Annotated in this window: 13 protein-coding genes; all 13 read right to left on the bottom strand. The window is 53.6% G+C overall.

What is annotated here, in order from left to right; translation table 11 throughout:
• The 13 genes from ACQ4N8_RS10290 to sleB all read right to left on the bottom strand — a co-directional run bounded on the left by ACQ4N8_RS10290 (window position 1) and on the right by sleB (window position 13,824).
• A complete protein-coding gene (locus ACQ4N8_RS10290) occupies window positions 1-843 on the bottom strand; it encodes a regulatory protein RecX (RefSeq protein ID WP_430704267.1) in 843 nt (280 codons plus the stop codon).
• 115 nt (window positions 844-958) lie between these two features.
• Window positions 959-2,020: a recombinase RecA gene (gene recA / locus ACQ4N8_RS10285; RefSeq protein ID WP_430704266.1), complete on the bottom strand. Its 1,062-nt coding sequence runs from the start codon at window positions 2,018-2,020 to the stop codon at window positions 959-961.
• A gap of 983 nt (window positions 2,021-3,003) precedes the next feature.
• Window positions 3,004-4,254, bottom strand: a complete 1,251-nt coding sequence (locus tag ACQ4N8_RS10280) for a competence/damage-inducible protein A (RefSeq protein WP_430704265.1) — start codon at window positions 4,252-4,254, stop codon at window positions 3,004-3,006.
• A gap of 41 nt (window positions 4,255-4,295) precedes the next feature.
• On the bottom strand, window positions 4,296-4,883 hold the full coding sequence (pgsA, locus tag ACQ4N8_RS10275; protein WP_430704264.1) for a CDP-diacylglycerol--glycerol-3-phosphate 3-phosphatidyltransferase: 588 nt from the start codon (window positions 4,881-4,883) through the stop codon (window positions 4,296-4,298).
• Window positions 4,880-6,208 (bottom strand): 30S ribosomal protein S12 methylthiotransferase RimO, encoded by a 1,329-nt coding sequence (gene rimO, locus ACQ4N8_RS10270; protein WP_430704263.1) that lies wholly within the window; start codon window positions 6,206-6,208, stop codon window positions 4,880-4,882. Before rimO ends, pgsA begins: the two co-directional genes overlap by 4 nt.
• Before the next feature lie 153 nt (window positions 6,209-6,361).
• The gene (locus ACQ4N8_RS10265) at window positions 6,362-6,853 is read right to left on the bottom strand and encodes a YajQ family cyclic di-GMP-binding protein (RefSeq protein WP_430704262.1); all 492 of its coding nucleotides are present in this window, start codon (window positions 6,851-6,853) and stop codon (window positions 6,362-6,364) included.
• 179 nt (window positions 6,854-7,032) lie between these two features.
• Entirely contained in the window at window positions 7,033-8,109 is a 1,077-nt protein-coding gene (locus ACQ4N8_RS10260; RefSeq protein WP_430704261.1) for a helix-turn-helix domain-containing protein, read from the bottom strand.
• Between the two features lie 36 nt (window positions 8,110-8,145).
• Window positions 8,146-8,913, bottom strand: a complete 768-nt coding sequence (locus ACQ4N8_RS10255; RefSeq protein WP_430704260.1) for a DUF3388 domain-containing protein — start codon at window positions 8,911-8,913, stop codon at window positions 8,146-8,148.
• A gap of 212 nt (window positions 8,914-9,125) precedes the next feature.
• Window positions 9,126-9,380, bottom strand: coding sequence for a DUF3243 domain-containing protein (locus ACQ4N8_RS10250; protein ID WP_430704259.1), 255 nt, complete (start codon window positions 9,378-9,380; stop codon window positions 9,126-9,128).
• Window positions 9,381-9,500: 120 nt separating this feature from the next.
• Complete coding sequence (ymfI, locus tag ACQ4N8_RS10245) at window positions 9,501-10,268, bottom strand: elongation factor P 5-aminopentanone reductase (RefSeq protein ID WP_430704258.1); 768 nt, start codon at window positions 10,266-10,268, stop codon at window positions 9,501-9,503.
• On the bottom strand, window positions 10,269-11,549 hold the full coding sequence (gene yfmH, locus ACQ4N8_RS10240) for an EF-P 5-aminopentanol modification-associated protein YfmH (protein ID WP_430704257.1): 1,281 nt from the start codon (window positions 11,547-11,549) through the stop codon (window positions 10,269-10,271).
• A gap of 4 nt (window positions 11,550-11,553) precedes the next feature.
• Complete coding sequence (gene yfmF, locus ACQ4N8_RS10235) at window positions 11,554-12,834, bottom strand: EF-P 5-aminopentanol modification-associated protein YfmF (RefSeq protein ID WP_430704256.1); 1,281 nt, start codon at window positions 12,832-12,834, stop codon at window positions 11,554-11,556.
• Window positions 12,835-12,981: 147 nt separating this feature from the next.
• Window positions 12,982-13,824, bottom strand: coding sequence for a spore cortex-lytic enzyme (gene sleB / locus ACQ4N8_RS10230; protein WP_430704255.1), 843 nt, complete (start codon window positions 13,822-13,824; stop codon window positions 12,982-12,984).
• Window positions 13,825-13,986 lie beyond the last annotated feature (162 nt).

Here is a 13,986-nt window from a genome sequence, read left to right as displayed (position 1 = left end):
TTATTCTTCGTACCCATCGTCCATCCCATTCCATCCTTCTTTGCGGCTAAGCTCGCCAAGAACTTTGGACACGATGCTTCCGCTAAACCCCCTGCGCTGCAAAAAAGCTCCGGTTTTCCGTTTTTTATCCAACGGCTCTCCCGAGGTGCTTCCCCATTTCTTGAGGCCAAGCTGCAAAGCGCTGTCGAATTCATCGTCTTCGCTGACTTCGCCCAGCGCCTCCTCGATCAGCGGCTTGGAGACCCCCTTCTGGCGCAGCTCATGCCGAACCCACAGCTTTCCCTTACCGCGGTTCTTCACGCGCTGAGAGGCCCATTCCTGCGCGTATGCCGCGTCATCGACGTACCCTTCCGTATGCAAGCGCTCGATCACATGCTGAATCGTTTCTTCGCCCCAGCCCTTCTCGCCTAGCCGCATGGAAATTTCGTAGGCGGTTCGCGGCTTTAAGCTTAAATATTTCAACGCATCGGCATATCCCTGCTGGCGTTCGTCCGCCGACACGATTTCTTCCAGCTCCGTTTTGTTAAATACCGCGCCTTTGATCATGCGGTATTTGATCATGACGTCCTCATGGACGTCCAGCGCGTAAGCTCCGAAAGAGATCCGGTATCTATGCTTGGGGCGCTTCAGCATCAGCACCGACGTGATCGTCAGATCCGTATCCTCCGGAATTGCGTCCAGGCCGGCATCCTCTTCCTGCACCGCATCATCCCGTTCCGTCGCGCGCGGTCTCGGTTCCCAAAACAACTCCTCGGAAATATCCACGATTTCGCGATCCTCGGCTCGTTGCTTGCCGTACCCCCTGCTTTCTTCCGGTTTCCCTCGTTTTCCCCACTGGTTCACCTGCTGCCCCTCCCGTCATAAATATTCGTCCGCAAGATAATGAAACGTCCTTTATTACGCAAAAGCGCTCTGCCCCGGCGAATGCCAGCGGTCAGAGCGCTTGATGACAACCTGCTTATTCATCTCCGAATAGCGCTTGTTCCTCTTGTCCTTCGAGTTCCAGATCACTTGCGGAGGCCGGAGCCACCGATGTCGTCAAATTGCTGGACTCCCGGATCTTCCGTTCGATCACATCCGCAATTTCCGGATGCTCCTTCAAATATTGCTTGGCATTCTCCCGGCCTTGTCCAAGACGCTCACCGGCGTATGAATACCACGCACCGCTCTTATCTACGATATCGAGCTCAACCCCGATGTCAATAATACTGCCCTCTTTAGAAATGCCTTCGCCGTACATAATATCGATTTCGGCCTGTTTGAATGGTGGAGCCACTTTGTTCTTCACCACTTTAATCCGCGTCCGGTTCCCGACCATGTCATTGCCCATCTTGATCGTTTCAATGCGGCGCACGTCCAGGCGCACCGTCGAATAGAACTTCAGTGCCCGTCCGCCCGGTGTCGTTTCCGGATTTCCGAACATGACGCCAACCTTCTCGCGCAACTGGTTGATAAAGATCGCGATCGTTTTCGATTTGCTGATCGCACCGGACAACTTCCGCAAAGCCTGCGACATCAAGCGAGCCTGCAAGCCGACATGGGAATCCCCCATCTCGCCTTCGATCTCCGCCTTCGGCACCAACGCGGCAACCGAGTCAATGACGATAACGTCAACCGCGCCGCTGCGTACGAGCGCTTCGGCGATCTCCAGCGCCTGTTCCCCCGTATCCGGCTGGGACAGCAGCAATTCATCGATGTTCACGCCCAACTTGCTGGCGTAAGAAGGATCCAACGCATGCTCGGCATCGATAAAGGCAGCTTGTCCGCCGATCTTCTGAACTTCGGCGATGGCATGCAGCGCTACCGTCGTTTTACCTGAAGATTCCGGCCCATACACTTCGATAATCCGACCGCGAGGAAGCCCGCCCGTTCCGAGGGCGATATCCAGGGCGATCGATCCGCTTGGGACGATCTCCACCTGCATGTGCGTCGATTCCCCCAGCTTCATAATCGAACCCTTACCGAATTGCTTTTCTATTTGACGAAGCGCCATCTCCAGCGCCGCTTTACGATCTGACAATCAGCTCACATCCTTATTTGATATAAAATACATGAATTTATTAACGATTCCAAACGGAGTTTCTATGTTTTAATTATACCTTGTTTTGGTATGTTTGCCAAGCGTTTTTTCGAACATACATTCGCAAATATATCTCAACCCTCTGACTCATCCCACCCAAACCCTCCCTTACCGTAAGGGAGGGCCCCAAGGGCCTGCCGCCCTTTGGAATCCCGCAAACTGGAGGAACGTAGGAGGGAGAGAGGCGCTCCTCCTCGCTGTTCCCTTTGGGAATGCGCTCATCTTTTGCTCCAAACTAGTTAGCGCGCTTGTTTATGAATCTGTATGATTTTTCATATAAAATTCGTCGAAATTACCTGAAATGATGGATTGTATTCGATTTATCATACAGATTTCTCGATTTTGCCTCTCCTAAGCGCAAATGTGTTTGATTTTTCATACAGATTTCTCAAATATCCTCTTCGAGGCACTAATTATGTTCGATTTTTCATACACAATCCGGCGCTCCAAACACTATACACGCCAGGATTGCGATCAAGTGACTACATTAACTTAAGGGCGACAACGGTCTTTCCGGCAGAACGGCTAGAGGTACAACAGCGATCGTAAGAACATTTCACACGGCGGCCCGCTATCCGATTCGCTAATGAATTCCGACACCAATATTCCACTATCCCTCCTCCCCGCAACTCCAACAAAAAAAGAACCGCAGCACAACTGAATCAGTTTGCTACGGTTCTTCCGTGCCTTGATTATATGCCAATATCCCCCAAAGCGCAAGGATGAGCTGAAGGGAGTTCCGCTCACCCCCAAGCGCTGCTGGATAAGCAATACCTTTGCACTTAAGGAAGGGAATAACGAACCCTCCGGGAGTTTACGTCCGCATTTGAGAGCCGCTCGTCATCCCTCTTCCTAATCAGCGGCGGACAAGAGCGGCCTGAGATCGTTATTCACTTGCCCTGCCAGCAAAGTAATCACCTGCTCTATCCCTGCAGCGCCCCCCACAACCGATACAGGATCGTCTTCGCCGCCCGCATGCGGATCGCATCGCGGTTGCCTTTGAGGTTCAGCTCATACACGGCGGTATCCGAGCCGCGCCGCGAGATGGCGATGTAGACGAGGCCGACGGGCTTGCGCTCGGAATGGCTCGGTCCGGCGACGCCCGTAATCGACAGGCCGAAGTCGGTGCCGACGGTCAGGCGCACCTGCTCCGCCAATACCTTGGCGGTCTCTGCGCTAACGGCCCCCGGAGCGCCTTCGCCTTCCAGCAGATCGCGCGGTACGTTCAGGAGCTTCTCCTTCATCTCATTGGAATAGCAGACGACCCCGCCGGCAAACACGGCCGAGCTGCCGGGCAGTGCCGTGAACATTTCCATCAGCAGTCCGCCAGTGCAGCTCTCGGCCGCGCTTAGCGTCAAGCCGCGCTCCGTCATCAGATCCAGAATCGTCTTCTCGATCGGCTCGTCGACGTTCGCGTATAGGTGCTCCGGCAGCCGCGAAGCGATTTCCCGCTCCATCGCATCCAGCTTCGCCATCGCCTCCCGTTCGTCCGCCGCCTTGGTGGAGATGCGAATCGTCACCTCGCCCTCCTTCGCGTAAGGAGCCACCGTGGGATCGGTTTGCTCCTGGATCAGGTCCAGCAGCTTCGTCTCCAGCGCCGATTCGCCAATCCCGGCAAACTTCAGCATTCTGGAGTAAATCGGCATCTCCCCGGTCAGTACCTGCTGAAGAATCCAAGGCTTCGCCTGGCGCTCGAACATCGGTTTCATTTCCTTCGGCGGTCCGGGCAACACGATATAAAACTTGCCGTTATGTATGATCGCATTGCCTACGGCCAGCCCGGTCTCGTTCGGGAGCGGCGTACCGCCTTCGATGGCCAGTGCTTGGCGGCGGTTGTTCTCCGTCATCGGCACGCCGCGACCCTGGAAGAAACGGTCGACGTTCTCCATCGCCTCCGGGTCGATGTACAGCGAGCGCCCCACGACCCCGGCCAGCGCCTCCTTGGTCAAATCGTCTTGCGTCGGGCCGAGCCCCCCGGTAAAGATCAACAGATCCGCTCGCCCCGTCGCCGTCTCCACGGCCTGAGCCAGCCGGTTCATGTTATCGCCGACCACGGTCTGGAAATAAACGTCGATCCCCAGAGCGGCCAGCTCCTGGGACAAATATTGCGCATTAGAGTTCACGATCTGGCCAAGCAGCAGCTCCGTGCCGACCGCGATGATTTCCGCTTTCATGGTTCACATGCCTCCTTATGGCTTCAGCTCAACAACCAAGTTTATGCTTTGGAAAAAGAAAGCACGCTTTTATTTTTTACGAAATAATCGATGCCGGAGTACAGCGTAATGATCGCCGCCAGCCACATCGCGATATCGTCGAACGGAAATGCCAGCCATTCGAACGGAAAATTGTTCAGCAGCAGCGCCGAAATGGCGATGATTTGCGTGATCGTTTTCGCTTTCCCCCACTTGCTGGCGGCGATGACGGAGCCCTCCAGCAGCGCCACCTCGCGCAGCCCGGTCACCGCAAACTCGCGGCTGATGATGACGACCGCGATCCACGCGTCGCATTTTCCGAGCGCGACCAGGCCGATCAATACCGTGCCTACAAGCAGCTTATCGGCCAGCGGGTCCAGTAATTTCCCCAAGTTGGTGACCAGATTGTATTTGCGGGCGATATATCCGTCTATCCCGTCGGTACTGGCGGCAACGATGAACAAAATCGCCGCGATCAGCTGATTCACCGGCAACGCATAGCTGCCCAGCACCAGCTCGTGGGACAGCCAGCCCGCATCCACCAGCAAGAAGACCAGCATCACCGGGATCATAAATATACGCGTTAAGGTAATACGGTTGGGCAGATTCACAGGACGGCCTCCCCGGACAAATCGTAGTCATAAGCATGCGTGATCCGCACCTTGGTCATTTCCCCGATACTCGCGGAGCAATTCGTAACGAATACTTCTCCATCGATTTCCGGAGCGTCGAACTGAGAACGTCCCACATACACGTCGCTGCGGCCGTCATAGCGTTCGATCAGAACGTCCACCACTTGGCCGATGTGCCTGCCGCTGTTCTCGTTGGCAACCTCCCGTTGTATTTCCATCAGCGTATTGGCCCGCCATTCCTTCACTTCTTCGTCCACCTGATCAGGCAGACGCGACGCCGGCGTATCCTCTTCTTTGGAATAAGTAAACACGCCTAACCGGTCGAATTTCACTTCGCGCACGAAGTCGCACAGACGCTCGAAATCCCGCTCGGTTTCCCCCGGAAAACCAACGATCAAGGATGTCCGCAAAGAAACGTTCGGGATACGGGAACGAATTTTGGCGATCAGCTCGCGAGTGTCGCGGTTCCGGCCGGGACGGCGCATTCTTTTCAAAATCGAGTCTTCGCTATGCTGCAGCGGCATATCCACGTATTTGCAAATTTTCGGATTGGTGGCCATCATGTCGATCAGCTCGTCCGTAAAAAAGCCGGGGTAAGCATAATGCAGCCGCACCCATTCGATGCCGTCCACTCGACTGACCCGATCCATCAATTCAGGCAATTTGAATTCTCCGTACAAATCAGTGCCGTAGTTGGTGGAATCCTGGGCGATCAGGCTGATCTCCTTCACCCCTTGGGCAGTCATGCCCCGCACTTCCTCAAGGATCGATTCCATTGAGCGGCTGCGGAAATTGCCGCGCATCAGCGGGATGCTGCAGAAGGTGCAGTTATTGTCGCAGCCCTCGGCGATTTTCACATAAGTCGTGTAACGGGCCGTCGTCAGCTTGCGCGGCAGCGCCTGCTCGTAGTTAAAGGCGGGATTGCCGACCAAAGCCGGCTTTTTGCCTCTGAGCGCCTCGTCCACGATCCGGTTGATATGGTGAAAATCCCCGGTACCGACGATCCCGTCGATCTCCGGCATCTCCTCCATTAAGGCTTGCTTATATCGCTGCGTCAAGCATCCGGAAACGATCAGCGCTTTGAGCCTCCCGCTCTCCTTGAGCTCGGCCATCTCCAGAATCGTATTCACCGACTCTTCCTTCGCCGCATCGATGAAGCCGCACGTATTGACGATAATGACCGTGGCATCCTCGCAGTCATCCACCAGGGAGTACCCGCGTTGATCAATCAAGCCCGACATGATTTCCGAGTCGACCAGATTTTTCTCGCAACCGAGCGTCACGATTTTAACTTTTTCCGTCATGAACATTTTCCCCCATCAGTTTTCAAGCCATGATCCCCATCATATCAAGGATTTAAACAACCTCTACAAGTATAATATTCGGGAACCGATGCTGTCAAAAATATGAAAATGGCCTCACGCAGCGCGTAAACGCCGCTAGAGACCCCGTTTGCCTTATTTGAAGTTCGTAAACTGCAAATCCACCGTCAAATCCGCTTTGCGCAGCATCTGCATGATATCCTGCAGGTCGTCCTTGCTTTTGCCGGTGACGCGGATTTGGTCGCCTTGGATCTGGCTCTTGACCTTGAGCTTCGAATCGCGAATCAGCACGTTGATTTTCTTGGCGTTCTCCTGATCGATGCCCTGCTTCAAGTTGATCCGTTGGCGCACCGTGCCAAGCGAAGCCGGCTCCACCTTGCCGTAATCCAGGTTCTTGATCGGCAATCCCCGCTTGATCATCTTCGACTGCAAAATATCAATTACGGCGCCCAGCTTATAATCGTCGTCGGAAACGATGACAAGCACGTCCTTCTCCAGCTTGAGTTCGCTTTTGGTCCCTTTGAAATCAAACCGGCTCGCGATTTCCCGTTCCGTTTGGTCGATCGCGTTGTTTAATTCCTGCATGTCCATTTTCGAGACGATGTCAAATGAACTTTCCGAAGCCATAAGTCACATTCCTTTCGCTTTCCAATCTTTTCTTGATTAAATTATATGTAAAAAATTTCGCGAAGTCGAGTGGATCCGTCACCCTAAGCCATTTCCAGCAAAAAAAAGCGCCGTTCAACCGGTTGGTTAGAACAACGCTTTGAAAGATTCCGTTGCTTGCGGGGCAAGTAAGCTCCGATTTATTCGCCGTCCGTCGAAGTGTTCCCGCTATCGTTGCCGGCGGTATTGCCTCCGGCATCCGTCCCGGTATCTCCCATTGGGCTGTCGGTGCCCGTGCTGCCGTTATCCAGATTCAGCAAGAAGCGGGAAGTCGTTTTCCCGTCCGTGATCGGCTGCCCGGCAACGGCAATCGCGGTATTGGCGGAATTGCCCGAAATAATATACAAGCCTTCCGGGGCGATGTCATACGTCAGAACGTCGCCATCCTTCGTTTTGCCGAATTGCAGCTTTTCGCCGTTTTTACTGCCTTTGCGCACTTCCACCCAGCTCTCGCCCGTTGCCGTAATTACGACTTGAACCGGATCGGTGCCGGCGTTCTGAATTTTGTATTTGGTGACGTTGCCTTCTTCTCCGTCAGCCACGACCGCGATGCCGGGCTCTCCGGCATCGCCGCCCGTATTGCCCGTGCCCGTATTGGTACCGTTACCGTTGTTCGTGTTGGCGCCTGTATCGGTACCGTTGTCTACTCCGGCGTTACCGGTGTCCGTCCCGTTCCCGCCGTTTGCGGCATTGTTGCCGCCGATGGCGTCGCCTTCCGCGACGTTGCCGGGCTTGCCGGCATTATTGCCGTTGCCCGCAGGCGCTTTTCCTTCGGTCACCGGCGTAGGATCCGTCAAATCGCCATCGGCCTTATCCGAATTGTTGCCCCAAACCGTAAAATACATATAAATTACGATCAGGATCAGCACGGCAAACGACCACATCAGCGTCGTGGAGAGCCACTTCGAATTGCGGTCGGTGTGCTGCCGGCTGCGGCGTTTCTGCATGACCGGTTCCATCGTAGGTTCCGGAGCAGTGGAAGGCACATTTTGCCGATGTTCGGCGAGCAGTTCGTCCGCATCCAAGCCGACGGCCTCCGCATACGTTTTGATAAAAGCCCGGACATAGAAGCTTCCTGGCAGAACCTTATAATCCCCCGCTTCGATGGCTTCCAAATATCGTTTGCGAATTTTCGTCATTTCTTGTACGTCTTCCAGCGACAAACCTCTGGCAAGGCGGGCTTCCCTCAACTGCTGGCCCAAATCCGACACGACCATCACCTCCTGCTATGAATTCATTATGTGGTTGTATCATTACACATCGTCCGTGTAAATTGTCGTAAACGTATCATAAACGATTTGTTCCTCCGGATTGTTACGCAACTCGATAATTATGTCGAAATTGTCATAATTGTATTCGGATTCCTTCACGAATACGTCCGGATGCTCAATGACTTTGGTCGAGGGCATGGACATCAGATCCTGCAACAATTGATGATGCTTCTCGTTGGAACGCAAAGTACTGATGATTCCGTCGATAATAAACACGTTATGAGGGTTCATTTCGTCTTCGGACAATTGGCTACGCACCGTTTGGCGAAGCAGCGTCGACGATACGAAGGTCCAGCGTTTCATGGCGCATACGCTTCCCGCGATAATCGATTCCGTTTTGCCGACGCGCGGCATCCCTCGCAGACCGATTACCTGATGCCCTTCCCGCTTGAATAGCTCGCCCAGGAAATCCACGAGTATTCCCAGCTCATCCCGGGTAAAACGGAACGTTTTGCGATCGTCGGAATCCCGGTCAATATAACGCCCGTGCCGAACCGCCAGCAAATCGACGAGCCGCGGATTGCGAAACGCAGTCACCGTTATGCTGTCCACCTTGCTTAGCATGGTGCTGACTTGTTCGATTTTACCGTCATCGTCGGTCTCCAGCAATAGTCCCCGCGTTTTCCCTTCTACGCCGTTGATCGTTAGGATATTGATCTCCAGCATTCCCAGCATAGAAGCGATATCCCCCAAAAGTCCCGGGCGGTTTTTATGTATTTTGTACTCTAAGTACCACTGTTTCTCCAACATTTCGACACCTTCTTCAATTCCTCATTAGCACCATTCGACAAAATAGGTCTAAATCCCTGCTTATTTTTTGGAAATTTTTTCAACACATATCTTTCCAGCTTTGATAACAAAAGTTCATATGTGTTTTATGATATATAAAATGAAAATGAAAGGCAAGCGGAGGATCACAAAGGGGGAAAAGCTCCCTTTTAGGGGAGCTTTTCGGTGCGAAACTATGCGTTTTTCTTGGCCAGCTTCACCATCAGACGAGCAATGGTCTTCCGCTCTTCCTCGGTCCCGACGTCCCAAATTTCTTTGAGCGCCCGGTTGGAATCGTTTTGCGGATCGACCTTGTCATCCAAAAAGCCGCCGATTTCATACGCCAGATTCGCGATAGCTTCTTCGCTGAACCCGGCTTTTTCCGCATGCTCGACGCGTTCGCCCAGGAATTTCTTCCATGTATCGAAATTTTTGAGTACTGTTGACATGATTAAATCCTCCTTCGCTTGGCGATTTAAGATCAACAGTCGTAATATGTGATTTAAACGTTCGTTTTATGCGCAAGGCTTTGCCCGTCTCAAAGAAAAATGCTGCGAAAACCGGTGAATTCAGGTAAGCCAACCGCCGTTTGGGCTAATAATTTGACCCGTGATATAGCCGGATTCCGGTAATGCCAGGAAATAAACGAGGGAGGAAATTTCCTGCGGCGAAGCCAGCCGTCCCGCCGGAATATCTTCTTTCAGCTGCCGCAGCTCATCGGCATCGAATTGCTCCATCATATCCGTGTTCACCGCGCCAGGAGCAACGGCGTTCACCGTTACGCCGGAGGGTGCCAGCTCTTTGGCCAACGCTTTGGTAAAGGCGTTGACTCCGCCCTTCGCCGCGGAATACACGGCCTCGCACGAACCTCCGGAAATTCCCCAGATGGACGAGACGTTGATGATCCGGCCGAAGCGCTGGCTGATCATGTAAGGCATAAACAGCTGGCTGCACAAGAAAACGCTTTTTAAGTTGACGTTCATGACATCGTCCCAGGTGTCTTCCGTTACGTCAGAGAGCAGTCCATAATGCGAAATGCCCGCGTTGTTAACGACAATATCGGGATATAACCCGTAATTCTCCAGCCGTTCCTTCATGCGCAATATTTGCTCCCGGCTGCGCAAATCCGCCGCTACCGTGTAGGCTTTGGCGCCCAGCTCAAGGCATTTGCGGGCCACCTCATTGGCCGCCTCGTGCGACTTCATATAATGAATCACCACGTTCATGCCGACCGCAGCAAACCTCAGCGCCACCTCAGCGCCGATCCCCCGGCTCGCTCCGGTGATGAGGACGGTCATATCCGCGATATTTTTCCCTATCCCATGTTCTTGCGTCATCTACGGGCTTACCACAAGCGACACGGCAAGCTGATTCCAGTCGATATGCTCGCGCAGCCGCGCATTGACTTCATCCAGCGTAAGCGATTCGTAAAGCGGAAGGACCGCAAACAAATCCCCGCCGCGGAAACGGTAACGGGTAAACTCGTGAGCGATGTTCTCCGGAGAATTCAGCATGCGGAGATATCCGCCGATCTTCTTCTTCCGCGCCCGTTCGAAATCCTCCTGGTGGAAGCCGGAGGCCAGCAGCGCTTCCGTTTCTTCTTTAATCGCGGCAAGCATCCGGTCCGGATCCTTCGTATCCCCGCCGATGGCCGAGAAAGCGTAATGCGGGTTGCTGTTGTACTCATGGCCGAAGCTGTCGGAAATCAGGTCCATGTCGTACAGCTTCTGATACAGCTTGGTACTTGCGCCGAACAGCAAGTCAAGGGCCAGCTTGGTGGTCAGGTCCCGGCGCACCAGTTCCGCTCCGGATAACCCCAACCGGGTCTCCTTGAAGCCGAACAGGCACTTCGGCTGCGAAACCGGCAAACGTGTTTCCCGGCGTATCTCCGAAACCTCGCGAGGCTCCGGCTCAAATAACCGGTCGATCGCTCCCTGCGCTTTATATTCTTTTTGGGCCTGATTGTTCCGGACCAGCTTGAACACTTCCTCCGGATCGACGCCGCCCACGACGAACAACAGCATGTTGCTCGGATGGTAAAACGCGTTATAGCAGGTGTAGAGCGTTTCCTTCGTGATGGTGCCGATGGATTCGACCGTACCCGCAATATCTATATGAACCGGGTGAACCTTATACATCGCTTCGATCAGGCCGAAATACACCCGCCAATCCGGGTTATCGCGGTACATGCCGATTTCCTGTCCGATGATGCCTTTTTCCTTCTCCACGTTCTGATCGGTAAAATAAGGATGCTGCACGAAATTGATCAACGTCTCCAGGTTGGCCGGAATGTTCTCGGTGGCGGAAAACAGGTATACCGTTTGGTCAAAGCTGGTGAACGCGTTGGCGGAAGCGCCCTGGGAAGCGAAGGTGGCAAAGATGTCGCCCTCCGGCTCCTCGAACATTTTATGCTCCAGGAAATGCGCGATGCCGTCCGGTACGGAAATGTCCGCTTCTCCTTCTACCCGAAAATGATTATCGATCGAGCCGTATTTGGTCGAAAACGTGGCGTACGTTTTTTGAAAGCCCGGCTTCGGAAGCACATAGACCTGAAGGCCGTTATCCATCGTTTCCCGGTATAGCGTTTCCTGCAAGGCATCGTATTGAATCGTTTCCATCCGGCTACCCCTCCTTTTGGCCTGTCAAAAAGTATATCGTGTCGAGCTGGACGGTTTCCGCGGCCTGAACGACGTCCTGCGGCGTTACCTGCTCCACCTGGCGGAGCAATTCCTCGGCCGGGCGGTCTTTGCCGGACAAAACGCGGTTAAAATCATAAGCGACCATTTCGAACGCGGAATCCTGCATTTCCAGCAGGCTGTTGCGAATCATCGCCTTGGTTTGGGACATTTCCAGCTCGCTGATCTCGCCCGCGCGCATGCTGGCCAGCTGCGCCTCGATGATCTTCAGCGCTTTCTCGTAATTGGCGATTTCAATGCCCGATTGAATGCCGACGATCCCCTTGTGGCCGTCGAAACGGGATGCGGCGTAATAAGCCAGGCTTTCTTTCTCCCGTACGTTGATGAACAGCTTGGAATGCGGATAGCTGCCGAGAATCCCGTTGTACAGAAGCGCCGAGGCATAACGGTCATCCGCGTAAGTAATCGGCGTGCGCAGCCCAAGGTTCAGCTTGCCCTGATTCACGTCGAGCGTTTCCTTGACCGTCCGCACTTCCCCGCTGCGGACTTCCACTTGTTCCAGCCGATACTCCGGCGCAATCGAGCGGCTCAGGTTAAAATGCTTCGCAACCAGCTCTTCCACCTCGGCCAGCGTCGTGTCGCCCACAACGTACAAATCGAGATGAGCCTGCGCTAACCAGCTTTGGTAAGCGGCATACAGCGATTGCGGCGTTATTGCATCCAATTCGCTCCGTTCTCCCAGCGGGTGAAGCCGGTACGGATCGTTGCGAAACATCTCTTCCGTGCAGCGCTCCGCGGCATAGCGGATCTTATCGTTAATGATCCCTTCCAGCTTCTTGCGGACCGATTCCCGTTCCGAATCCACGTAAGAAGCCCGAAACGCCCCGTTCTCCTTGGCCGGCTTGGTGACGACCTCGCCCAGGAAAGCAAAGCTTTTGCCTAGAAGCGAATCGCTGCTTTGCACGAAAGAATCATTGATCGTATCCATCCGAAATTGGACAATCTGATAATTGCCTCGTTTATATACATCAAATCCAAAGCCTGCCCCGTATAAATGCTCCAGCTGTTCCCGGAACTCCGTCGTTTCCGGGTAGGATTCCGTACCCCGGCGCAGCACGAATGGGGTGAGGGCCGTAGCCGTAACCGTTTGCTCGCTTAGCGGCAACCCTGCATAAAGGGAGACGGCAAATGTTTTGAATCGGGTTGTAGGCAGAACGTGAAGGCGGATATGGCCTACGCTGCCGCGCTCGAATACTGTTTTGTTCAAAACCAAAACTCCTTTGCAAGAGACTTTAGAGGTAGTGCCTCCATTTTCGGAACTTTCAACATTATGAAATTCAGTTCCATTCTATACCAATCCAAAGGAAAGAAGCAACCTGACGCTAAGCGGCTGCTCCTTTGATCTATCAGCTATTTACATGCAGAAAATATGCTCTCCGATCGTCTTCACCTGCGGACGGGACCAGATCCATTTCGACGTTGCCGTTTTCGGATTGAAATAATAGATACAGCCGCCGGATGGATCCCAGCCGTTTAATGCCTGCTGTACGGCTTTACGCGCCTGTTGGTTCGGCTCCAGCCAAATTTGCCCGTCCGCCACCGCGGTAAATGCACCGGGTTGGAAAATGACGCCGGAGGCGGTATTGGGGAAACTTGGCGATTTTACCCGGTTCAAAATGACCGCCGCCACCGCGACTTGGCCTTCAAAAGGCTCGCCGCGGGCTTCGCCGTATACGGCATTGGCCATGATCCGCAGGTCGTTTTCGGACAGCCCCATGGCATTCGACGGAGATAGTTCCGTGGATTCCGCTTTGGCTTGATCATTTCCGGTATTTTTCTTCTTGTCCGTGCCAGCCGCAGGTTGTTTATTGGCTCCGCCGGATTTTACGTATTCCATGCCCGGCTTCCAATTTTTCGTCGCGTTGTACAGCTTTAATTTCGTTTTCGCCCCGGCCAGGCCGTCGGCCTTCATCCCGAATTCCGCCTGGAACCATTTCAGGGCGTCGCGGGTCTTCGGTCCGAAGTAGCTGTCCAGCTCACCGTGATAAAACCCGAGATAAGCCAGCCGTCCCTGCAGCTCATACACGTCTTTGCCGAAAGCTCCATAGTCGATCACTTGCTCACTGAATGCGGGCCGCGCTTTATGCGTATTGTCTATACCTTCGTCCAGCGTATGCCGGAGCACCTGAGCACCGTATCCGATTCCGAACAAAAGCAGCACTAAACAGGAGGCAAACCATATTTTCGCTTTATTCATACGTTTAGCTCTACCTTTCTTTTAGAAGTAGTTCAAAAAGTCATCTTTTGATCACGAAGCAGGTCATGAAGTGGATTCGACATCGAATCTTGAATTCAGCCGGGGGGGCTTCATCCAACCTTCTCGGTGCTCAAAACCGTCATTTTGAACTCCACTTTTAGT

It is taken from the genome of Paenibacillus macerans (genome assembly GCF_050565405.1).
GTDB lineage: Bacteria > Bacillota > Bacilli > Paenibacillales > Paenibacillaceae > Fontibacillus > Fontibacillus macerans_B.
This window is presented reverse-complemented; position numbering and strand designations above follow the sequence as displayed.